This window comes from Bacillus sp. NP247, from assembly GCF_018966865.1.
Taxonomy (GTDB): Bacteria; Bacillota; Bacilli; order Bacillales; family Bacillaceae_G; genus Bacillus_A.
The window spans coordinates 2,577,925-2,600,441 of sequence record NZ_CP076653.1 but is presented as its reverse complement, the minus strand read 5'-3'; the positions used below and the strand labels follow the sequence as shown (position 1 = coordinate 2,600,441).

20 protein-coding genes and 1 riboswitch are annotated in these 22,517 nt (G+C 35.5%); of the genes, 15 read left to right on the top strand and 5 right to left on the bottom strand.

The window, feature by feature from the left end; all coding sequences use genetic code 11:
- Positions 1-147 precede the first annotated feature (147 nt).
- Entirely contained in the window at positions 148-780 is a 633-nt protein-coding gene (locus KPL75_RS13675) for a trimeric intracellular cation channel family protein (RefSeq protein WP_000924380.1), read from the bottom strand.
- Between the two features lie 495 nt (positions 781-1,275).
- Here KPL75_RS13675 and KPL75_RS13670 point away from each other — a divergent pair, with 495 nt between their 5' ends.
- The 8 genes from KPL75_RS13670 to KPL75_RS13635 all read left to right on the top strand — a co-directional run bounded on the left by KPL75_RS13670 (position 1,276) and on the right by KPL75_RS13635 (position 10,627).
- Positions 1,276-2,727: an O-antigen ligase family protein gene (locus KPL75_RS13670; protein ID WP_219921013.1), complete on the top strand. Its 1,452-nt coding sequence runs from the start codon at positions 1,276-1,278 to the stop codon at positions 2,725-2,727.
- Between the two features lie 95 nt (positions 2,728-2,822).
- Positions 2,823-3,932: a glycosyltransferase family 4 protein gene (locus KPL75_RS13665; protein WP_219921012.1), complete on the top strand. Its 1,110-nt coding sequence runs from the start codon at positions 2,823-2,825 to the stop codon at positions 3,930-3,932.
- 21 nt (positions 3,933-3,953) lie between these two features.
- Positions 3,954-4,694, top strand: coding sequence for a WecB/TagA/CpsF family glycosyltransferase (locus KPL75_RS13660; protein ID WP_219921011.1), 741 nt, complete (start codon positions 3,954-3,956; stop codon positions 4,692-4,694).
- A gap of 280 nt (positions 4,695-4,974) precedes the next feature.
- Entirely contained in the window at positions 4,975-6,174 is a 1,200-nt protein-coding gene (locus tag KPL75_RS13655; protein ID WP_219921010.1) for an MFS transporter, read from the top strand.
- Positions 6,175-6,315: 141 nt separating this feature from the next.
- Positions 6,316-7,032, top strand: a complete 717-nt coding sequence (locus KPL75_RS13650; protein ID WP_219921009.1) for a LytR/AlgR family response regulator transcription factor — start codon at positions 6,316-6,318, stop codon at positions 7,030-7,032.
- 122 nt (positions 7,033-7,154) lie between these two features.
- On the top strand, positions 7,155-9,230 hold the full coding sequence (gene cstA / locus KPL75_RS13645; protein WP_219921008.1) for a carbon starvation CstA family protein: 2,076 nt from the start codon (positions 7,155-7,157) through the stop codon (positions 9,228-9,230).
- On the top strand, positions 9,223-9,426 hold the full coding sequence (locus KPL75_RS13640; RefSeq protein ID WP_002144639.1) for a YbdD/YjiX family protein: 204 nt from the start codon (positions 9,223-9,225) through the stop codon (positions 9,424-9,426). The genes cstA and KPL75_RS13640 overlap by 8 nt, the downstream gene beginning before the upstream one ends.
- A 145-nt stretch (positions 9,427-9,571) precedes the next feature.
- A complete protein-coding gene (locus KPL75_RS13635) occupies positions 9,572-10,627 on the top strand; it encodes a GGDEF domain-containing protein (RefSeq protein ID WP_219921007.1) in 1,056 nt (351 codons plus the stop codon).
- A gap of 111 nt (positions 10,628-10,738) precedes the next feature.
- On the opposite strand, the gene pdxK is transcribed toward KPL75_RS13635, so the two are convergent.
- Entirely contained in the window at positions 10,739-11,563 is an 825-nt protein-coding gene (gene pdxK / locus KPL75_RS13630) for a pyridoxine/pyridoxal/pyridoxamine kinase (RefSeq protein ID WP_219921006.1), read from the bottom strand.
- Between the two features lie 134 nt (positions 11,564-11,697).
- On the opposite strand from pdxK, the gene KPL75_RS13625 reads away from it, so the two are divergent.
- From KPL75_RS13625 to KPL75_RS13615, 3 genes are all read left to right on the top strand, one after another.
- Positions 11,698-13,269 (top strand): GAF domain-containing sensor histidine kinase, encoded by a 1,572-nt coding sequence (locus KPL75_RS13625; RefSeq protein WP_219921005.1) that lies wholly within the window; start codon positions 11,698-11,700, stop codon positions 13,267-13,269.
- A 20-nt stretch (positions 13,270-13,289) separates the two neighbouring features.
- Positions 13,290-13,937 carry a response regulator gene (locus tag KPL75_RS13620; protein WP_219921004.1) on the top strand — a complete coding sequence of 216 codons (648 nt, stop codon included), beginning with the start codon at positions 13,290-13,292 and terminating at the stop codon, positions 13,935-13,937.
- A 191-nt stretch (positions 13,938-14,128) separates the two neighbouring features.
- The gene (locus KPL75_RS13615; RefSeq protein ID WP_215554867.1) at positions 14,129-14,755 is read left to right on the top strand and encodes an FMN-dependent NADH-azoreductase; all 627 of its coding nucleotides are present in this window, start codon (positions 14,129-14,131) and stop codon (positions 14,753-14,755) included.
- A gap of 61 nt (positions 14,756-14,816) precedes the next feature.
- On the opposite strand, the gene KPL75_RS13610 is transcribed toward KPL75_RS13615, so the two are convergent.
- A complete protein-coding gene (locus tag KPL75_RS13610) occupies positions 14,817-15,488 on the bottom strand; it encodes a transcriptional regulator YeiL (RefSeq protein ID WP_219921003.1) in 672 nt (223 codons plus the stop codon).
- Between the two features lie 107 nt (positions 15,489-15,595).
- Here KPL75_RS13610 and KPL75_RS13605 point away from each other — a divergent pair, with 107 nt between their 5' ends.
- Positions 15,596-16,291, top strand: a complete 696-nt coding sequence (locus KPL75_RS13605) for a YjjG family noncanonical pyrimidine nucleotidase (RefSeq protein WP_219921002.1) — start codon at positions 15,596-15,598, stop codon at positions 16,289-16,291.
- Between the two features lie 43 nt (positions 16,292-16,334).
- Here the strand turns inward: KPL75_RS13605 and KPL75_RS13600 are convergent, their stop codons facing one another.
- Entirely contained in the window at positions 16,335-17,564 is a 1,230-nt protein-coding gene (locus KPL75_RS13600; RefSeq protein WP_219921001.1) for a chloride channel protein, read from the bottom strand.
- A gap of 319 nt (positions 17,565-17,883) precedes the next feature.
- Positions 17,884-17,988, top strand: a riboswitch (SAM riboswitch).
- 234 nt (positions 17,989-18,222) lie between these two features.
- Between KPL75_RS13600 and KPL75_RS13595 the strand changes: the two genes are divergently transcribed.
- The 3 genes from KPL75_RS13595 to KPL75_RS13585 all read left to right on the top strand — a co-directional run bounded on the left by KPL75_RS13595 (position 18,223) and on the right by KPL75_RS13585 (position 21,847).
- A complete protein-coding gene (locus KPL75_RS13595; RefSeq protein WP_002068601.1) occupies positions 18,223-19,521 on the top strand; it encodes a bifunctional O-acetylhomoserine aminocarboxypropyltransferase/cysteine synthase in 1,299 nt (432 codons plus the stop codon).
- Positions 19,505-20,410, top strand: a complete 906-nt coding sequence (gene metA / locus KPL75_RS13590; protein ID WP_219921000.1) for a homoserine O-acetyltransferase MetA — start codon at positions 19,505-19,507, stop codon at positions 20,408-20,410. Before KPL75_RS13595 ends, metA begins: the two co-directional genes overlap by 17 nt.
- 141 nt (positions 20,411-20,551) lie before the next feature.
- Positions 20,552-21,847, top strand: coding sequence for a homoserine dehydrogenase (locus KPL75_RS13585; protein WP_002166390.1), 1,296 nt, complete (start codon positions 20,552-20,554; stop codon positions 21,845-21,847).
- A gap of 29 nt (positions 21,848-21,876) precedes the next feature.
- On the opposite strand, the gene KPL75_RS13580 is transcribed toward KPL75_RS13585, so the two are convergent.
- On the bottom strand, positions 21,877-22,503 hold the full coding sequence (locus KPL75_RS13580) for a YczE/YyaS/YitT family protein (RefSeq protein WP_219920999.1): 627 nt from the start codon (positions 22,501-22,503) through the stop codon (positions 21,877-21,879).
- Positions 22,504-22,517 lie beyond the last annotated feature (14 nt).

Sequence of the window (22,517 nt, the reverse complement as noted above, 5' to 3'; positions counted from 1 at the left end):
TTTTTAAAAACCCCAAGCATCATTCTTCCCCCTGTTTATAAAACGTTTTCATTTCTTTATTCTAATGTAATTATATATTTTTATATACAATTACTCTATAGTATATGGAATTGTATATAAATTAAGAGAATTCTATGTAGAATTCTCTTAATGGCCTTTATTAATTTTTGCATGTGTTTTAAAGAAAACGGGGAAATGTACATTATATATTACGGTGACTACACGAATAACGAATGTTATTAATAAACAAACATAGAAAGCTAATACGTGTGCCCCCATTGCATGTGTAATTAAGAAACTAACTGCTCCTAAAATAGAAGCAATTGCATATATCTCCTTTCGGAATACATACGGGATATCTTGAGCGCAAATGTCACGTAAAATACCGCCCCCAATACCTGTAATAACTCCCATCGAAACGACTAAAAACGAGGCGTCAACATGATGTGACATTGCTGCATTTGCACCAATAGCTGTAAATACACCTAAACCAACAGCATCAGAAAGCATAATAACAACTTGAAGTTTATTGATGCGCTCAAAAAACATACATGTGAATAATGCTGATAGTACACTTACGAAAAAGTAAATGGGTTTTACAAATGCGACAGGAGGCAGGTTACCAATCATAATATCACGAATAATACCGCCGCCAAGCGCAGTAGCTACAGCTAAACAAAGGACACCAAATAAATCTAGATCTTTTTTCAAACCAACTAATGTACCAGAAATGGCAGCGGCGATAATGCCAAGAAACGTAAATATATCGATTAATAACATGGCTTTAATTCCTTCCTCTTAAAGATGTTCCAGAGAAAAAATATACACTAAAGTTTTGGAAATAACAATTACTTTTCGCTACATGTAGAAAAATGGATGAAATAGCTAAAGAAAGCGTTTGAAAATGCTTGATAAGTAGCAATAAAATAAAGCGAAAAAGTGTGGAAAGATTAATAGTATAGTTTTTTGATGTAGCTTAGTTGGAGGGATGGTACAATAAGAGAAGTCCGCTTTTTACATTTGTATAAAATGATAAAAAAATATTCCTGTACGGTCGAAAATAAGTGCATATGTGTTAGATAGTTTTTATAGGGATAGGGAAGGATAGCTAAAGGACAATGTTTTCGGTTACTACTAATGCTGGATTTGACTAGTTTTGGCATGAAAAATAGTTCTCAATTTAAATATGAGTTATGTTATAATTGCTAGGTGTGTTTAAACAGTAGAAAACTATGATTAAAAGATAATGTGAAGATTTTGTATGGAGGTCTTGGAATGTTAGCAAATCAAGCTAGGGTTAGATTTGAGCATTTTTTGCTCTTTTTTATTATTTTACAGCCTGTTTTAGATTTATTAACGTCTCTTAGCATCGTTTTATTAAAGTCAAATGCCACTGTTGGAATTTTGGTCAGATTTCTTATTATGGCTGTCGGTGGTATTTACATTTTAATTCAGGCAAAAGAGAAGGAAAATAGGAAGTTTTTAATTTACTTAATACTATTAGCAGTAGTTTTAGGGATAGGGTTTATTAATAATAAACTAGTTAAGAATCCTATTGTACTTGGTGAAGAAGTTAAGTTTGTTGCGAAGGCATTATATATATATATTATGCTAGGATCATACATTTTAGCTTTAAAATCATTGAAAAAGAAAGTAAATATTAGTGACAAAGTCAGAAATAGTATTGTGTATTCAACATTAATCATTAACGCTATTATGGTTATTTCTATTTCGACATCTACAGACTTTGGTAGTTATCAATGGATGAAAGTTGGTTCCCGAGGGTGGTTCTATGCAGGTAATGAACTAGGGTCAATCTTAGCTATTATTTTCCCTATCGTGGTACTATATTCTATTCAAAAAACAAAGAGCGTGAAACACGTTTTATATTGGATTCCATCACTTTTAATGATTTACTCGTTAATTCAAGTTGGTACGAAAGTAGGGATGGGCTCAATTGGTGCTACGTTAGCAGCAGCAATCGGGATTATCGTACTACAATTATTATTTGATAGAAGAAATCCAAACAAAAAGTCTCTTGTACTTAATGGATTAATTGCTATTGTCCTATTAGCTGGTGTTGTCGGAACGTTTAAAATGACGCCATTAGCACAAAATATGGGTATTCATAACAACTATTTATCAGAACAAAATGTAGCGCAGCAAGGTCAAAAAGAAAAAGAAATTAAAGAGAAAATTAAAAAAGAAGAAAAACAACATAAAGTTGAGAAACCAGAAGAAAAGGCGAAGATAGAAGCTGAAGTTAAGAAAGAGCTTGAGAAAGAGCAAAAGAAAGAAAATCAAGAAAATCTTATTTTCAGTGGACGTCAAGTATATGAAGAGAGACATAAGCAGTTCTTTAAAGAAGCGCCGATGTCACAGAAACTGTTAGGAATGGGTTACGCAGGTAACTATAAATATAATGAACAAAAGCAGCCAGATCCGAAGCTAATTGAAATGGACTTCCATGATTGGTTTTATGATTTCGGAATTATTGGCTTTGCATTACTAATGATTCCATTTATTTATTATGGCTTAAGAATTCTGCTAGCATTTATTACAAGATTTAAAGAAATATTTAATATAAAATATGGAATGATTACAGCAAGCTTAGTATTAGCACTAGGTATTGCATATATCGCAGGACATATTTTGACGGCACCAGGAGTTGGGATTTACTTTGTAGTGTTGTTAGCTTATCTAATTGTAGACTTAGAAATTGAATGATAAAAATAAAAGCTAACTTTTGTTAGCTTTTATTTTTTAGTACAGTAAAATAAAGGTAGATGGAAATGTAGCGAGGATTTAAAGGAGGAAAAAATATGAGGATATTGCATATGAATGCAGGAGCAGAAGATGGTGGAGGAAAAACACATATTATTTCACTTCTCGATCAGTTCCCAACTGGTGAAGTAGAATTAGCAGTATTTGAGGATGGAATTGTTGCGAAAGAAGCAAGAGAGCTAGGAATAAAAGTTCATGTGTTTTCACAAAAATCTCGCTATGATTTATCCATTTTAAAGAACATAGGTGAATTCATTAATAAAGAAAAATTTGATGTAGTTCATACACACGGTCCTAGGGCGAATTTCTTTGTTTCTCTAATGAAGAAGAAATTCGCGGCAAAATGGGTAACGACAATTCATAGTGATCCATTTCAAGACTTTACTAAACAAGGCTTAAAAGGCTGGATTTTCACTAAGTTAAATTTGAAAGCTTTAAAAAATATAGATTTATTTTTTGTTGTAACGAATAGGTTGAAAAAAAGCTTAGCGGCATTAGGTATTTCAAATGAAAAGATGCATGTTATTTATAACGGGATTGAATATGATCAGGAAAAAGCAGATGGCTATAATAAAAAGGAAATGTTTAATATTGAAGAAGATGTGTTTACGGCAATCCAAGTAGCGCGTCTGCATCCTGTTAAAGGACATGAAGTTTTATTCGATGCGTTACAACAAACGAAATTGGAAAAAATTAAAGTGTTATTAGTTGGTGATGGGCCGTTAGAAAGAGAATTAAAGGCATTAGCTACTGAAAAAGGGATTAATGATAAAGTTGAATTTTTAGGGCATCGTCAAGATGTGAAACAATTATTTGCTTCATCACATGTCAATTTGTTAACTTCCCATAGCGAAGGATTTCCATTAGTTTTATTAGAAGCGGCAAATCAACGTGTACCATCAATTGTGACTAGAGCAGGAGAAATCGAACCGTTAATTGCAGATGAAACTTATGGATGGATTGTACCAACTGGTGATGGCAAGGCATTGGCATCGGCATTAGAAGAGGCGTATGACAAGTGGAAAACTGGAGAGTTATCAGTAATGGGCAAGCATATTTATGAGCATGCTACTATGAACTTCTCACTTCAAAAATTATATGAAGATACGAAAGAAACATATAAGCAATTAATAGCGAAAAACCTTTAATGATAGAGAGGATAGTTAAATATGTCAGTACAAACGGTTGATATTCTAGGTGTTCCTTTCTCTACAATGACAATGGATGAAACGGTCCAATATTTAAAGGAACAACTAGAATTGGAGCAAACTCATACTTTTCAGGTAGTAACAGCAAATCCTGAAATTGTTATGTGCGCAAAAAAGGACGAAAAGTTCCATAACACATTATTAAATACAGATTTAATTACACCTGATGGTATTGGGGTTGTAAAAGCAAGTGGTATGATTGGTACACCTTTAAAAGAGCGTGTAGCGGGATTTGATTTAATGAGCAATTTATTTGCAAAGTTATCAGAAGAGAATAAATCAGTATCTGTTTTCTTATTAGGTGCAAAACCACATGTTGTACAAGCTGCGGCTGATCATTTAACGAAGACATATTCGGCTGCATCTATCGTGGGGATACAAGATGGATATTTTAAACAAGAAGAAGAAGAGAATATTGTTTCACGTATTCAAGAGGCAAAACCAGACCTATTACTTGTTGCGCTTGGATTCCCAAGGCAAGAAAACTTTATCCAAAACAATAAGAATCGTTTAAAAACGAAAATGGCTGTTGGAGTAGGCGGTAGTTTAGATGTGTGGGCTGGAGAGGTAAAGCGTGCGCCAAAATGGATTCAAGCTATTAATTTAGAGTGGTTTTACAGATTATGTAGTAATCCAACACGCTGGCGTCGTCAGTTAGTATTAGCTGAATTTTTAAAAGAAGTAATGCGTTCAAAAAAGTAGCGGAACATCGCTACTTTTTTTTATTTGTTCATTTTTGATAAAGTGAAACTTTAATCAGTGGGGGTTTGTTCATCTCCCACTGATTATTAGCCCGATTCCCAACTAACTTCTTTGTTCCAGCTGGATTTTGAGGTGGGAGTTCTACTGCCCGCAAATAGCGGGATAAACATTTTACTTTTTGGGAATGATGAGGGAGAAATTTTTATACGAAAGTATTTTACTTATACAATACACACATGTAAAATGATGTGTAAAGACACCTGTGTAAGGAGGACTTCTTGTGAGCAAGGTAAAAGAAATTTCGAAGCGAAAGCTGCTTGGTATAGCAGGGCTTGGCTGGCTATTTGACGCAATGGATGTTGGAATGCTTTCATTTGTAATAGTGGCGTTGCAAAAAGAGTGGGGATTAAGTACTCAAGAGATGGGTTGGATAGGTAGTATTAACTCAATTGGTATGGCTGTAGGGGCGCTCGTTTTTGGGATACTATCAGATAAAATAGGACGGAAATCAGTCTTTATTATTACATTATTACTATTTTCTATTGGTAGTGGCTTAACGGCTTTAACGACGACACTTGCGATGTTCCTCATTTTACGCTTTTTAATTGGTATGGGACTTGGCGGGGAACTTCCAGTTGCATCTACCCTTGTATCGGAGAGTGTTGAAGCACACGAACGTGGGAAAATAGTTGTACTATTAGAAAGCTTTTGGGCTGGTGGTTGGTTAATCGCAGCTCTTATCTCATATTTTGTTATTCCTAAATACGGTTGGGAAGTTGCTATGGTATTAAGTGCAGTTCCAGCGTTATATGCTTTATATTTAAGATGGAATTTACCCGATTCTCCAAGGTTCCAAAAGGTTGCAAAAAAGCCATCTGTTATTGAAAATATAAAAGCAGTTTGGTCTGGAGAGTATCGTAAAGCAACAATTATGTTATGGATTCTATGGTTTTGTGTTGTCTTTTCCTATTATGGAATGTTCCTTTGGTTACCTAGTGTAATGGTACTGAAAGGCTTTAGTTTAATAAAGAGTTTTCAGTACGTACTCATTATGACATTAGCTCAACTACCAGGGTATTTTACAGCTGCATGGTTTATTGAACGTCTTGGCCGTAAATTCGTCTTGATTACGTATTTAACTGGTACAGCATGTAGTGCGTATGTGTTCGGAATAGCGGATTCATTAACAGCATTAATAGTGGCGGGTATGTTACTATCCTTCTTTAATTTAGGCGCTTGGGGGGCATTATACGCTTACACACCTGAACAGTATCCAACAGTTATTCGCGGTACAGGTGCGGGAATGGCAGCTGCATTCGGTCGTATTGGTGGTATTCTTGGGCCTCTATTAGTCGGATATTTAGTTGCCGCACAAGCTTCACTTTCGCTAATATTTACGATTTTCTGTGGATCAATTTTAATTGGAGTACTAGCTGTAGTTATACTTGGTCAAGAAACGAAACAGAGGGAATTAGTATAAAAGAAAAGGGGGGACCAAAGTGGTTTCCTTTTTTCTGTTTTTTTAGATAAATAATGGTATAGTAAGAAAAAGGGATTGTTTCTTACTAAAGCGAATGTATACAACAAGACATATGGACAAAGGAATTAGGTGGCTGGATAAATGAAAATCTTACTTATCATGGAAGAAACAGAAGAGCGAAGAAAATTAGTTGAGAACTTTACTGAAAACATTCGAAATGTAGAATGTTTTGAAGCGGGAACTGGAACAGAATCTTTGCTAATAATGAAAAAACATACACCTGATTTTGTTTTTTTAAATTCGCAATTAATGGATGGTACTGGTTTTGAATATTCAAGTTTGTTACGAGAAGTGAATTGTTATACGAAATTTATTTTTATTGGTGAGGATATAGAAGAGGCAATTACAGCTTTTCGTTTCCAAGCGTTTTATTATTTATTACGACCATTTCGTGAAGAAGATTTACAATTCATTTTATATAAAATGGGAAAAGAACAAGGTGAGAAAGCAAAGAGTCATCTGCGTAAACTGCCGATAGAAGGCCATGAGGGGATTAGATATATTTTCCCGGAAGATATTGTATATGTGAGTAAAAATAAGGAAAATAAGACGGTTTCAATTTATACAACAAATAATCAGTATATTTCAACATACACACTCCAGGAATTAGAAAATAAACTAAATGCATATGATTTTTTACGTGTACATAAAAGCTATTTAATTAATATGTCATATGTACAAGAACTTAAACCTTATTATAATGGCACGTATAATTTGCATTTAGACAGGTACGATGAGCAACCGATTCCAGTAAGCCGCAATTATGTAAAACGACTTCGAAATAAAATTGAACTGTGACAACTAATAAGAGAATTTTTACATGATAATCTAAAAATCCTTCATGATAAGGAGGATTCAAGTAAAGTATTCAGAAAATTTAGTACAATCTCCACTAAGAAGTAGTAATGGGGGGATTGTATGTGAAAACATTGAAATCAATTTTACTTTGGGGAGTTATTGCAGCAGTAGGAGCATCTGCTTTTGGTGTAATAGCTTTATCACAAGGTGAGACAATTAATGCTGTATGGCTATTGGTTGCTGCTGTATCAGTGTATGCGATTGCTTATCGTTTTTATAGTAGATTTATAGCAAGGAAAGTTTTTGGCCTAGATAATAATAGACAAACACCTGCTCATACGTTAAATGACGGGAAGGATTATGTTCCGACAAATAAATGGGTTTTATTCGGACATCACTTTGCAGCGATTGCAGGGGCAGGTCCTTTAGTAGGCCCGATTTTGGCGGCACAGATGGGGTATTTACCTGGGACAATTTGGATTATTGTTGGGGTAGTTATTGCTGGAGCTGTACAGGATTTTGTAATTTTATTTGCTTCAATGAGACGTAATGGTAAATCATTAGGAGAAATGATTAAAGATGAGATTGGTCCTGTTACAGGATTAATTGCAATGATTGGTATTTTAGGTATTATGATCATTTTATTAGCGGTATTAGCTTTAGTAGTTGTGAAGGCACTTGTTGGAAGCCCATGGGGAATGTTTACAATCGCAGCAACGATTCCAATTGCTATTTTAATGGGAGTTTACATGCGTTACATTAGACCTGGACGGGTTGGTGAAGGATCGGTAATTGGTATTATTCTACTTATTCTATCTCTTATTGGAGGTCAGTATGTAGCTGAAAACCCAACGCTTGCAAGTATGTTTACGTTTAGTGGTGAGACAATTGCTATTATGCTTATCGTATATGGATTTATTGCATCGGCATTACCAGTTTGGATGCTTTTGGCACCGCGTGATTATTTAAGTACATTTTTAAAAGTAGGGACGATACTTGGGTTAGCAATTGGTATTTTAATTGTAGCTCCAGATTTAAAGATGCCGGCAGTATCTAAGTTTATTGACGGAACAGGTCCTGTTTTCTCCGGGAATTTATTTCCGTTCTTATTTATTACAATAGCTTGCGGTGCTGTCTCAGGATTCCACGCTCTCGTTTCATCAGGTACGACGCCGAAAATGATTGAGCAAGAAGGTCATGCAAGGCCAATCGGGTATGGGGCAATGTTAATGGAATCATTTGTAGCAGCGATGGCTATGATTGCAGCTTGTGTATTAACACCAGGAACTTATTTTGCAATTAATAGTCCAGCAGCACTGATCGGAACAGATGTATCACAAGCGGCTCAAGTTATTTCTTCGTGGGGATTTGCTATTACACCGAATGAATTAAAAGAACTTGCTGTTAACGTCGGAGAACAGACCATTTTATCACGTACAGGTGGCGCACCAACATTAGCAATTGGTATGGCACATATATTTTCACAAGTAATAGGTGGAACGGCGATGATGGCATTTTGGTACCATTTTGCCATTCTTTTTGAAGCACTATTTATTTTAACAACGATTGATGCTGGAACACGTGTAGGACGATTTATGATTCAAGATATTTTAGGGCATGTGTACAAGCCGTTTGCGAAAACAGATTCTACATTAGCGAATGTAATAGCTACAACGTTATGTGTACTAGGGTGGGGATATTTCTTATACCAGGGAGTAATAGATCCACTTGGTGGAATTAATACATTATGGCCATTGTTCGGTATTGCAAACCAAATGTTAGCAGGGATTGCACTATTACTTGGAACGACAATTTTATTCAAAATGGGGAAAAAGGCATATGTTTGGGTGACGCTTATCCCAACCGTCGGATTACTGATTGTAACGATGACAGCTGGTTATCAAAAGTTATTTCATGAAAATCCTAAAATAGGGTTTCTATCCCATGCGAAAGTGTTCCAAGGAGCATTAGATGATGGGAAGGTATTAGCTCCAGCTAAAAACGTTGCGCAAATGAAACAAATTATTTTTAATGATTATATTGATGCAGCTCTTTGTGGGATTTTTATGATAGTTGTAATTGCTGTATTAATTTCTGCACTTCGAATTTGGATTCAAGTATTAAGAAATAAGCCAATGCCGTTAAAAGAGGCTCCATATATTCCAAGAGATGAAAGTGAGTCGAGGAACTATGCTTAAAAGATTACGGAAGGTATGGGGAAAGAGAAACCAATTTATTAGTTTACTTGTCGGAGTTCCAAGTTATGAAACATATGTAAATCATATGAAAGTACATCACCCAGAAGAGGAAATCCTATGTCAAAAACAATTTTTTGCTGAGGCACAAGAAGCTAGATTTAATGCAAAAGGCGGAAAAATATCACGATGTTGTTAATGGAAGGGGCGAAATTTCGTCCCTTTTTTATTTTGTTGTTCCACGTGGAACAACAAAATAAAAAGTTTGGGAATTATAGGGATTTCGTAATACAATAACATATGGAAAGGGATAGATGGAAAAGAAAAAGTAGGGAGATTATTTTATGTTCAGAGATCTATTTGTAAATATGACAATTATTCTTTCCTTTATCTTTGTAGGTGGTCAGCTTTTAAGAGATAGGCCGTTAAAAGAGGGATTCGCTGTTTGGCAAAAATGTGTAGTAGGTATTTTTACTGGGATATTAGGTGTATTATTAATGCATTTTGGTGTACATATTGAAGATAGTCTGTTGGATTTACGTTACTTGGCAGTTATTTTGGCAGTTATAATTGGGGGGCCGATAGCCAGTAGTATAACAGTTGCTATCATTTTAATAACTCGGCTACTTTTTACTGATTACTCTTTAGCCTCTGAATTAGCTTGCTATACCATCATAGTAACCGGAATTGGTATTGTCTTCATTTGGCGGATGAAAATTTCTATATTTACAAAGTGGATATGGCTTAATGTGTATAGCTTGTCTATTTTAATATTACCACTGTCTATTTTATTTAAGGATGTATCTGTAGTGGTATTATATTTTGTTTGTAGTATTGTTGCAGGATACATCACATTTGTAAGTGCAAGTTATGTATTACAATCGAATGAATTATTTCAAACGATGAGGCATTATGCAACGATAGATGCATTAACGAATCTAGGAAATGTAAGACAGTTTGATTTAGAGATGAATCGTCATATTGGTAACAAACATATGAAGAATGATTCACTTTGTTTATTGCTTATAGATATTGATCACTTTAAGTATGTAAATGATACGTATGGTCATCCTGCTGGGGATGAAGTATTAAAACAAGTGGGGCATATTTTACTAGAAAATGCACCATTCTCAAACTTGGTTTTTCGAAAGGGTGGCGAGGAGTTTGCCCTGCTATTACCAAAAAAGAGGTTAGCATATGGAACTCGTGTAGGGGAACAAATTCGTCTAGCTGTTGAAAAGTATTCATTCCAATTGCAAAATGGAGAAAAAATAAAAATTACAGTTTCGGTCGGAATTTCAGAGTATGAAAAATCCCCAGAACAATTTATTCAATCCGCAGATGATGCATTATACTATTCAAAAAGAAATGGTAGAAACAAAGTTAGTACAGCATCATAGGAATTCGGGGAGTATTTTAAAACATTTCTGCAAAGTAATTAAAACCCACAGAACAATAAATGTTCTGTGGGTTTTAATCTATTTTTAAATTTATTAATAAAAATCTTTATGTTAGACAAGTTCTTTCGGTGCAACGAATTTGCGGTATGCACCGTGATGTGTTGGTCCTACATATTCGTTAATCTTAAATGAATGGCGAATTGCAGCTGTGATGAATTCTTTCGCAGTTTTTACTGCTTCTTTCACAGATTTTCCTTTTGCAAGTTCTGCTGTAATTGCAGCAGAATATGTACAACCTGCGCCGTGTGTGTTTGTAGTATCAATTTTTTCTGATTCTAGAAGATCGAATGTTTCTCCGTCATATAGGACGTCGATTGCAGTTTCCGTACCAAGTTTGCTACCGCCTTTAATTAGGACGTATTTAGCACCTAAAGCGTGGATTTTCTTCGCTGCTTCTTTCATGTCCTCAAGAGAACTAATTTTCACACCACTTAATTGATATGCTTCAAATAAGTTTGGAGTAACAACTAATGCTTTTGGAACAAGAACGTCACGTAAGCAGTCGTTTGTTTCAGGATGTAACGCTTCGTCTGCCCCTTTACATACCATAACAGGATCAACTACTACATTTTCGAAATTGTGCTTTTCAATTGTTTCCGCAACCATTTCGATAATTTCTACTGATCCAAGCATACCCGTTTTTAAAGCATCTACGCCAACGCCTTCAATTGTTGTTTCTAATTGTGGTTTTAATGTAGAAGCCGCGATTGGGAATACGTTATGTGCCCAACCGTTATGTGGGTCCATTGTTACGATTGTCGTCAGTGATGTCATCCCATATACGCCAAGTTCTTGGAATGTTTTTAGATCTGCTTGTATACCAGCACCGCCACTTGTGTCAGAACCAGCGATTGTAAGTGCCTTATTTAATGTCATTATGAAAGCCCCCTCAAGTGATATAATGAAAACTATGTTTTCACTATTATATCAATGTTACGAATAAGTACAAAGTGAAAAGTAGATGATTTATGTTAAGTACTATTTAAAATTTTGTATGTAGGAGAAGAATTATGTTTCAAGAGAATCGTACAAATGAATTAGTTATATTAAAAGAGATTGCAGAAACATTAAATACATCAAATGATACATATCATGTATTGCAAGCGGTCCTAGAAAAATTACTAAGTGTAACAGGTTTAACGACAGGATGGATTTTCCTTGCGGATGAAAATGGTAGGTATACAAAGTTAATTGATTATCAGTTACCAGAGGCACTTACATATGAAAATAAACGCCCAATGTGTGAAGGTGAGTGTTGGTGTTTACGTGGTTTTGTAGATGGGAAGCTAGAGCGCGCGGTTAATATTATTGAATGTAAAAGAATTAATAATGCAATTGAATATAATTGGGGAGATACGGAAGGAATTCTTCATCATGCTACGGTTCCTTTAAAGGCCGGAGGGGAAAAAATCGGGGTATTAAATGTTGCAAGCCCAGGTAAAACACATTTTTCAGAAGAAGAATTGGTTTTGCTCCAATCCGTTGCTTTTCAAATCGGGACGGCTTTAAAGCGAACCAAATTATATGAAAATGAAAAACGAAGAGCACATTATTATGTGAAATTGGAACGTTTTATTCAAGCGTTAAAAACGATTCATAAGTTTAATGTATTACCTGAGAAAGTGGTAAATCACGTGGGTGAAGTATTTCAATGGAATCAAGTGGCGTTTTTTATTAGAGAAGAAACAGAATTATCTTTGCGAGCATCTTATGGTCAGGAAGAGTTACAGGACGATGTGAAAGAAGCAGCAAAGAAGGCATTAGAAAAAGATGAGCCTGTTTTATTAAAACGTCAAATTGGTCATATTGTACATCCAAATAGGGCCGTTATCGCTACGCCAATACATATTCAAAGTCATATGTTTGGTGTCTTGTGTGTTAGTTCAAATAATGGAGAGTTTGATGTTAATACAATAGATGTAATGCAAGCTCTATCGAATCATATTTCGTTAATAATAGAGAATTTAAGATTAAATGAGCAACGCCGTGAACTTGTACGGATGGAAGAAAGGAATCGGTTAGCAAGAGATCTACATGACTCAGTTTCACAAAAATTATTTTCATTAACTTTTATGACGAAGGGTGCAGAAGCTGTTTTAAAAGGCCAAAATGAAAAGGTAGATAGTTCTTTGTATGAGATGCGTGAACTAGCGCAAGGTGCTTTGAAAGAAATGAGGACCTTGATTTGGCAGCTCCGTCCTGCTGGATTAGAGAAAGGATTATTACCAGCTTTAAAGCAATATGGTGAAAGTTTAGGATTGAAAATTCGGGAACAAGTTACAGGTGTGCGTGATTTGCCGCGTGTAGTAGAAGAAGCGCTATGGCGAATTGGACAAGAAGCTTTAAATAACATAAGTAAGCATGCGAATGTACGAGAAGCGACGATTTATTTCAAAGTGACGGAGAAAAATGTATCATTAGAAATAGTCGATCAAGGAAATGGGTTTGTAGAAAAGGATATAAAACAGAAGAAATCACTCGGTATGACTACGATGCGTGAAAGAGTAGAATTAGTTGGTGGAACAATTACAATTGTAAGTAGTAAGAAACGAACGAGTGTAAAAGTAAATGTACCATTATGAAGTGAAAATGAGGGAAGTTTGTGAAAATAAAAGTATTGTTAGTTGATGATCATACAGTTGTTTTAAAAGGATTGGCATTTTTTCTAAGCACACAGGAAGATTTTGAATTAGTTGGGGAAGCAAACAATGGGAAAGAGGCGCTAGTGAAAGTAGGCGAAACGAGTCCAGATGTCGTATTAATGGATTTATACATGCCTGAGATGGATGGAATTGAGGCAACAGCTTGTATTAAAAAAGAATATCCAAACGTGAAAGTAATTGTATTAACTAGTTTTTCTGATCAAGCTCATGTATTGCCGGCACTAAAAGCTGGGGCGAGCGGTTATATTTTAAAAGATATAGAACCAGATCAGCTTGTTGAAGCCATTCGAAGTGCTTATAAAGGTAATATTCAATTACATCCAGATATAGCAAATGCCCTTCTTTCTCAAACTTTACCGGAGGAAGAAAAAGAAGAAGAACCTTCCGTTCAAGTGGATGTGTTAACAGCGAGAGAAAATGAAGTATTGCAGCTATTGGCGAAAGGGATGAGTAATAAAGAAATCGCTTCTGTTTTAGTTATTACAGAAAAAACGGTAAAAGCTCATATGAGTAGTATTTTGAGTAAGTTACATTTATCCGATCGCACGCAAGCGGCATTATATGCAGTGAAAAATGGAATTGTATAAGACGAAAGTCGTAAGACCTAGTTCGCCTTTAGAAGGTGGACTTTTTTTATGGAAAAATACGTCTATGTGAGGACGTAATTGTCTTGATATAAAGATAAAATGTATTTGTAAGCAACAACAATTACAAGGGAGTACCCTTTTTCGTAAGTAATATATAACAACATAAGAGTGAGTAGTAGGAGGAAGAAATAATGGCAACAGTTTTATTTGTAAAAGCAAACAACCGCCCAGCGGAACAAGCAGTTAGTGTGAAATTATACGAGGCATTTTTAGCAAACTATAAAGAAGCACATCCAAATGATACAGTAGTAGAACTTGATTTATATAAAGAAGAATTACCATATGTAGGCGTAGATATGATTAATGGTACATTCAAAGCAAGTAGAGGATTTGATTTAACAGAAGAAGAAGCAAAAGTGGTAGCAGTAGCTGATAAGTATTTAAATCAATTTTTAGAAGCTGATAAAGTAGTTTTCGGGTTCCCATTATGGAACTTAACGATTCCGGCCGTATTACACACGTATATTGATTACTTAAACCGTGCTGGTAAAACGTTTAAATATACACCAGAAGGTCCAGTTGGGCTTATTGGAGATAAGAAGATTGCTTTATTAAATGCACGCGGCGGCGTATATTCTGAAGGTCCAGCAGCTGAAGTAGAAATGGCTGTTAAATATGTAGCAAGCATGATGGGCTTCTTCGGTGCAACAAACATGGAAACGGTAGTTATTGAAGGACATAACCAATTCCCAGATAAAGCAGAAGAGATCATTGCAGCAGGTCTTGAAGAAGCGGCTAAAGTAGCAAGTAAATTTTAATTAAAAACATAATCGTCACTCAAAGAAACAGCATTAACGCTTAAACGTTAATGCTGTTTCTTTATATTTTTAGCTCATCAGCCAGTTTCTCTAATTGAATTCGATTTTGTATGTAATAGGTTCTTCCTTCTTTTTTTAAATAATTTTGCTGGGAAAACTGGTTTAATACATATAAAAGATGGCGGTAACTGACGTTTAAGTATTCTGAGGCCTCAGTATGTTTTTCGGTATAGCAATTATTTTGTTCCGTTAATAGAATAAAGGCAGCTAATCGATTTTCAAACGGATAACTATAGTTTTTGGCGTAATTTTCCGTTCGGGTAATTGTTTTTTCTCCAATAAATTTGCATAGTTTCTGTAGAAAGGTAGCATCTTGCAATAAAAGATGCTGACAATCTTTAAGGGGAAGCGCTAAGCAAATACAATCATCTATTACTTCAATTGCTTTCGTAGCAGATTCTACACCAATTAATCCTAATTCCCCAATGAACGAAGGTGCTTGAATAAAGTTAATTAATGAAACCTTTCCGTTTTTGTGACTCATATATATTTTGGCTTTCCCAGAAATTAAGTAATAGAGATAAGGGAGATCGGTTCCTTCTTTGCATATTAATTCTTTCTTTTGAAAAGAGTGCAGTTCTACATATGGCAAGATATGAAAGGAAAAAAGAGTATCGAATTGGTGAATTTGTATGTATTGATAAATTTCTTCTTTATTTTTGCTAATCTGCATATTTTCACCCCTTATTATAGTATGAGATATCTCCTATTATTTTTACAAGAAGGAATGATACGATTTATGTAAATTTATTTTGGTAGAAAAGAGAGTGTGAGGGGTTTATGAAAAAATATAAAACATTGCTATTTGATGTAGATGATACATTACTAGATTTTCAAAAGGCTGAGAAAATCGCTTTACGGATGCTTTTTGAAGAGAAGGGGCTTCTTTTAACCGATGAAATAGAGGATCGTTATAAAAAAATAAATAAAAGCCTTTGGGATTCTTTTGAAAAAGGTGAAATAGCGAGAAATGAAATTATAAATACACGATTTTCCATTTTGTTTAAAGAGTACGGGGAAGAAGTAGATGGAATATTATTTGAAAATAATTATCGCAGCTACTTAGAAGAAGGAAACCAACTCATGCAAGGTGCGTTTGAATTTATAAATCAAATTCAAAGTAAGTACGATTTATATATAGTGACAAACGGTATTTCTGAAACGCAAGATAAACGTTTGCGTAATGCAGGATTACATTCATTGTTTAAAGATATTTTTGTTTCTGAAGATACGGGATTCCAAAAGCCGATGAAAGAGTATTTTGATTATGTTTTTGAACGTATTCCTAACTTCGTTTCTGAAGAAGGGCTTATTATTGGTGATTCGTTAAGCGCCGATATTAAAGGTGGATATGTAGCAGGAATTGATACTTGTTGGTTTAATCCAGAAAAGAAATTAAATGATAGCGAGATTATGCCAACATATGAAGTGCATAATTTTGAAGAATTATACGCACTATTAAAGCAGCTTGTGTAACAAAAATAGGCAGTGGAACTTTTGTCCCGACTGCCTATTTTTATTAATTTGTAGTTTCGTTATGTTTAGGAAGCGGAAATGCATTCCCAATCGCTGCTGCCCCGAGCATCGGTAATAATAAATTGAGCGGGAAAAACATGAGTAATAGTAATGTTATAGCTATTGGTTTTCTTAATGCATAGCTTGAAATAGCTGTCGTGACAATGGCTACAGAAGCTATTGGATCTATAGGGATAATAGAAGCTATAGCATATCCGATACTTGATCCAGCAAATATAATTGGGAAAATATGTCCGCCGCGCCAACCCGTATTTAAACAAACGGCAGTAATACATAATTTTAAAATTCCTGAAAGAAGTAGTACCCAGAAGGATAAATAGCTCCATTCAACGACTAAATCTTTTAATTGATGTTCCCCTGAAAATAACGTGTACGGGAGAAAAGTTCCTGTAACCCCTAATAAAATACCGCCTATAATTCCAAGTGATACCTTGTATTCCCTGAAGGGGTGGATTAATTTCTCTAATGTGAATTCTAATTTGAAATAAAAGAAACCAACTATAGCACCAGTGCTAGCAAGTGGAAGAAAAGCAATCCACTCATTAAGAGAAAGGAAACCTTCCCCAAAATCAACAATAAAGGATCCACGATTATCGAGTTTACTAAGTAATAAGTAAACGGAAAAACCAGCAAAAGTGGTAGCTAAATATACGATTGCTTTTTTTCCTTTCGAAAATCCATTAATTTGCTCACCCTCATTTTCATTCGGAGCTAAATAACCGAATAATGGTGCATTAAAAATAACACTTAAAGTGGCACCAATTCCAACCTCTGTTAGTTCATTCATTCCCTTTAAAGCAAATTTAAAGCGATCTCCTACCCATGTACAAAGTCCACCGATAATTCCAACAAGTGCAGCTTCTGGTCCTAAACTAGCTCCAAATATTAAAACGATAATCGCAGTTAAAGTAGCTTTATGTACAAAACGGTATTCAATTCTACCTGTTTTTTTATATTCAGCCATCACTTCCGGCATAAGACGTGGATATGTACCGAAGTATTTTTGTGCTAAACCAACGAGGATACCACCGATGATTGTTACACAAATGGTGTAATAAGGGGGAGAAGAGAAAAGAGTAGGTAAGTATCCCCAAATAAAGTGAATTCCGATATTTATTGTAACTAAAAATGACCAGACTGTGACTCCTACTATAGAGCCTAAAAGAATGCCATATAGGACGAGTATATGGTGCATGTCTTTTTTATTTGTCATGTTCTACCTCCGTTATGTAAGTTTTCATGTAGAAAGGATTAAATATGCTAGTGTGAAATGACTTGAATATATATAGTATCTTTTTGAGGGGGTGGCTTATTCAATATATTGGGATCTCATGAAAATTTGAAACTAACGCGGTTAAACCACCTATTTAATTCTATATATGGATTGGAGTTTTTAAAAGGTCTTTTTCAAATGAATATGGAATATATTTCTTTTATTGTTTGTATTAAATTCCTTACGTTTAATTTAGAACATTCAGAAAAACTATTTGACATCAGGAAATTATTGCTATAAAATCAACGGTAATTGCATAGTCTTATCAAGAAAAGGTGGAGGGACAGGCCCGATGAAACCTTGGCAACAGCCGTATAACGGAATTGTGCCAAATCCTGCAGGTAATAATCCTGAGAGATAAGAAAGAGCCTTAGAGCGTGTTTTCAAACTGCTCCTTTCTTGTTTTCAGGGAAGGGGCAGTTTTTTATTTTGGATAAAGTGAAACTTTAATCAGTGGGGGTTTTGCCCCTCCCCCGCTAATTATTAGCCTTCATCAATCGGGCAGTTATCTCCCACCTAACTTCCTCGCATTTGCCGAATTTGGAGGTGGGAGTCTTACTACCCGCAAATAGCGGGATAAAAGAAAGGAGAATGAGAGATGGGAGAATCATGGGGGAAAGGAACGATTTGTGTGCAAGGTGGCTATACGCCAAAAAATGGTGAGCCGCGTGTTTTGCCACTTTATCAAAGTACAACGTATAAATACGATACGTCAGATGATTTAGCAGCACTATTTAATTTAGAGGCAGAAGGATATATATATACGCGTATTGGAAATCCTACTCTAGCTGCATTTGAGCAGAAGTTATCAGATTTAGAAGGCGGTGTAGGGGCTGTTGCAACAGCTTCTGGGCAGGCAGCCATTATGCTTGCGGTTTTAAATATTTGCAGTAGTGGAGACCATTTACTTTGTTCTTCAACTGTTTACGGAGGAACGTTTAATTTATTTGGAGTGAGTTTGCGAAAGCTGGGCATAGATGTTACGTTCTTTAATCCTAATTTAACGGCAGATGAAATTGCGGCACTTGCTAATGATAAGACAAAACTCGTTTATGCAGAGTCGTTAGGAAATCCAGCAATGAACGTTTTGAATTTCAAAGAACTTTCAGCGGCAGCAAAAGAATTAGAAGTACCTTTTATCGTTGATAATACATTGGCGACGCCTTATTTATGCCAGGCGTTTGAACATGGGGCAAATATCATTGTCCATTCTACAACGAAATATATTGATGGCCATGCAAGTTCTCTAGGCGGGATTGTAATAGATGGAGGGAACTTCGATTGGACAAATGGAAAATACCCTGAACTTGTCGAACCTGACCCGAGTTATCATGGCGTAAGCTATGTTCAAAATTTTGGAGCAGCAGCGTATATTGTGAAAGCACGCGTTCAGTTATTAAGAGACTACGGAAACTGTATGAGCCCATTCAATGCATATATTAGCAACATTGGCCTGGAAACATTGCATTTACGAATGGAGCGTCATAGTGAAAATGCTCTCGAAGTTGCTAAATGGCTTGCTAATCATGATCGCATTGAATGGGTGAATTATCCAGGGTTAGATAGTAATGAAAATTACTCGTTAGCACAAAAGTATTTGAAAAAAGGTGCTAGTGGAGTTTTAACATTTGGTATTAAGGGCGGATTAGAAGCAGCAAAAGAATTTATCGCAAATGTAAAGCTTGCAACTCTTGTAACGCATGTAGCTGATGCAAGAACTTGTGTAATACATCCTGCTAGTACGACGCACAGACAATTAAGCGCAGAAAATCAGCGTTTAGCTGGCGTTACATCTGATTTAATCCGTTTATCGGTCGGTATAGAAGATGTTTCTGATATTATTGCAGATTTAGAAGCGGCGCTAGTCGGAGGCAAACAACATGCCGATCATAATTGATAAAGATTTACCAGCTCGCAAAGTATTGCAGAAGGAAAATATTTTTGTAATGACGAAGGAGCGAGCAGTAACACAAGATATACGTGCTTTGAAAATTGCTATATTAAATTTAATGCCTACAAAGCAAGAAACAGAGGCGCAATTACTTCGTTTAATTGGAAATACACCGTTGCAATTAGATGTTCATTTACTTCATATGGAATCACATCTGTCTCGCAATGTAGCGCAGGACCATTTAACGAGCTTCTATAAAACATTCCGTGATATTGAGAATGAAAAATTTGATGGACTCATTATTACAGGAGCACCAGTTGAAACTCTTTCTTTTGAAGAGGTAGATTATTGGGAAGAGCTTGGACGTATTATGGAGTATTCAAAAACGAATGTAACATCTACGCTTCATATTTGCTGGGGGGCACAAGCAGGTTTGTATTATCACTATGGTGTGCCGAAGTATCCTCTTGCGGAAAAAATGTTTGGTGTATTTGAACATGAGGTTCGCGAGCAACATGTGAAATTGTTACAAGGGTTTGATGAAGTGTTTTTTGCTCCGCATTCTCGTCATACAGAAGTAAGAGAGAGTGATATTGAAAAGGTGAAAGAATTAACGTTATTAGCCAATTCTGAAGAAGCAGGTGTTCATCTTGCTATTGGGCAAGAGGGAAGGCAAGTTTTCGCACTCGGACATAGTGAATATAGTTGTGATACGTTAAAGCAAGAATACGAACGGGACTGCCAAAGAGGGTTAAATATTGATGTGCCAAAAAATTATTTTAAACATAATAATCCAGATGAGAAGCCACTTGTTAGGTGGAGGAGTCATGGGAATTTATTATTCTCTAATTGGCTGAATTATTATGTGTATCAAGAAACCCCTTATATATTGTAAATAATGATTGTATAACACGTGGTAGCGTTTTATTTGTAAAGATTAACCTTCATTTTTCTTAATATTCAAAATACATTGTTTTTCGGATTTTTTGTCTATATAATGGCATCTAAACACAATTTTTGAGGGGTGGACAGTATTATGAAAGACATTCAAGTGGGGTTATTAGGTCTTGGGACAGTTGGTAGTGGTGTAGTTCGTATTATTACAGATCATCAAGAACGACTTATACACCAAGTAGGTTGTCCAGTGAAAGTAACGAAAGTATTGGTGCAAAACATTGAGAAAGAGAGAGAAGTAGACGTGCCTTCTACTCTATTAACACAAGATGTGAATGAAATTTTAGATAATCCTAATATTGATGTTGTCATTGAAGTAATGGGCGGCATTGATGATGCAAAAGCATATATTTTACAAGCTTTAAAAAGCGGGAAGCACGTTGTGACTGCAAATAAAGATTTAATGGCGTTACACGGAGCGGAACTCTTAGCGGTAGCAAAAGATAATAAGGCTGATTTATTTTACGAAGCAAGTGTAGCTGGAGGGATTCCAATTTTACGAAGCATCGTAGAAGGACTTTCTTCAGATCTTATTACGAAAGTAATGGGAATTGTAAATGGAACGACAAATTTTATTTTGACGAAAATGTCAGACGAAGGGAGAGCATATAACGACGTGTTAAAAGAAGCTCAGCAGCTTGGATTTGCAGAAGCAGATCCAACATCAGACGTAGAAGGTTTAGATGCAGCAAGAAAAATGACGATTTTGGCTACTCTCGGTTTCTCTACAAATGTAGAGCTTGGAGATGTGAAGGTAAAAGGAATTACTTCTATTACAGCAGAAGATATTGAATATAGTAAGAGCTTAGGCTATACAATTAAATTAATTGGCCTTGCAAAGCGAGATGGCGAGAAATTAGAGGTTACAGTTGAGCCAACTTTACTTCCAAATGCACACCCTCTTGCGGCAGTGCAAAATGAATATAATGCTGTCTATGTGTATGGTGAAGCGGTAGGAGAAACGATGTTTTATGGTCCGGGAGCAGGAAGCTTACCGACAGCGACAGCTGTTGTTTCTGACCTAGTTGCTGTAATGCAAAATATTAGGTTAGGTGTAACAGGAAATAGTGCTGTAGTCCCGCAATATCAAAAGGTATTAAAAGAGCCAGATGAAATTATTGTGAAAAAGTTTTTAAGACTTCATGTGAAAGACGAAATTGGTGTATTTGCAAAAATTACATCATTGTTCTCTGAACGTGGTGTTAGTTTTGAAAAGATTATTCAAATGCCACTTGAAGAGAAAGGGAAAGCAGAAATCGTAATTGTAACGCATCGTGCTTCTCTTGCGGATTATGAGTACATTCTACATACATTGCAATCGTATGAAGAAATAGATTGTGTGAAAGCAAACTATCGAATTGAAGGAGATGCTAAGTAGTATTGCATCTAATAAAACGAAAAAACCTATTAAGCGGCTTGCTTAATAGGTTTTTTTCTATTTAAAATCTGCGTACCGATTTGAATAAATGCTTGAATGATCCAACCTGTTGTAAAGGATAAGATAATTGTTCCAAAATAGATTGGTCCATCTAATAAGAAGCTTAATGTTAAAAATAAAAAGGCTAATGAAATTTCTGTTCTTCTAAATGTCCATTTTTTCTTCTCGGCAACGGTTAAAACGAAAGCTTCTTGAGGTGCTGCACAAAGGTTTGTAGAGACGTAAAGACCAATTCCGGCTCCGACGAATAGATTTCCACAAATAAGTGTTATATATTTTGGAAGAGAGCGGATAGCATCGATAATAGTCGTAATAGAACCAACCCAATCAACAAAAAGAGAAATAAGAATCATTGTGACAATTGTGCCGATTGTAATTTGTTTTTTGTCCCAAAAGAGTACGATCAGGGTAAAAACAAAGTTAATCATAAAAATCCAAAAACCAATACTTATCCCAAAATTTTGATATAGTGCAATAAAGAAGGAATCATAAGGGCTAAGTCCAAAGGAAGTAATTGTCGTCATCATATTAATGCCGATGGCGAGAATGAGTAAACCGCCAATGAAAAATATATATTCTAATTTGAATCGAAGCATAGTTGTATATCCTT

Coding starts and splice junctions, on each gene's coding strand:
- KPL75_RS13675 (WP_000924380.1), bottom strand. CDS start 780: ATGTTATTAATCGATATATTTACGTTTCTTGGCATTATCGCCGCTGCC.
- KPL75_RS13670 (WP_219921013.1), top strand. CDS start 1,276: ATGTTAGCAAATCAAGCTAGGGTTAGATTTGAGCATTTTTTGCTCTTT.
- KPL75_RS13665 (WP_219921012.1), top strand. CDS start 2,823: ATGAGGATATTGCATATGAATGCAGGAGCAGAAGATGGTGGAGGAAAA.
- KPL75_RS13660 (WP_219921011.1), top strand. CDS start 3,954: ATGTCAGTACAAACGGTTGATATTCTAGGTGTTCCTTTCTCTACAATG.
- KPL75_RS13650 (WP_219921009.1), top strand. CDS start 6,316: ATGAAAATCTTACTTATCATGGAAGAAACAGAAGAGCGAAGAAAATTA.
- KPL75_RS13640 (WP_002144639.1), top strand. CDS start 9,223: ATGCTTAAAAGATTACGGAAGGTATGGGGAAAGAGAAACCAATTTATT.
- KPL75_RS13635 (WP_219921007.1), top strand. CDS start 9,572: ATGTTCAGAGATCTATTTGTAAATATGACAATTATTCTTTCCTTTATC.
- pdxK (WP_219921006.1), bottom strand. CDS start 11,563: ATGACATTAAATAAGGCACTTACAATCGCTGGTTCTGACACAAGTGGC.
- KPL75_RS13625 (WP_219921005.1), top strand. CDS start 11,698: ATGTTTCAAGAGAATCGTACAAATGAATTAGTTATATTAAAAGAGATT.
- KPL75_RS13615 (WP_215554867.1), top strand. CDS start 14,129: ATGGCAACAGTTTTATTTGTAAAAGCAAACAACCGCCCAGCGGAACAA.
- KPL75_RS13610 (WP_219921003.1), bottom strand. CDS start 15,488: ATGCAGATTAGCAAAAATAAAGAAGAAATTTATCAATACATACAAATT.
- KPL75_RS13605 (WP_219921002.1), top strand. CDS start 15,596: ATGAAAAAATATAAAACATTGCTATTTGATGTAGATGATACATTACTA.
- KPL75_RS13600 (WP_219921001.1), bottom strand. CDS start 17,564: ATGACAAATAAAAAAGACATGCACCATATACTCGTCCTATATGGCATT.
- KPL75_RS13595 (WP_002068601.1), top strand. CDS start 18,223: ATGGGAGAATCATGGGGGAAAGGAACGATTTGTGTGCAAGGTGGCTAT.
- metA (WP_219921000.1), top strand. CDS start 19,505: ATGCCGATCATAATTGATAAAGATTTACCAGCTCGCAAAGTATTGCAG.
- KPL75_RS13585 (WP_002166390.1), top strand. CDS start 20,552: ATGAAAGACATTCAAGTGGGGTTATTAGGTCTTGGGACAGTTGGTAGT.
- KPL75_RS13580 (WP_219920999.1), bottom strand. CDS start 22,503: ATGCTTCGATTCAAATTAGAATATATATTTTTCATTGGCGGTTTACTC.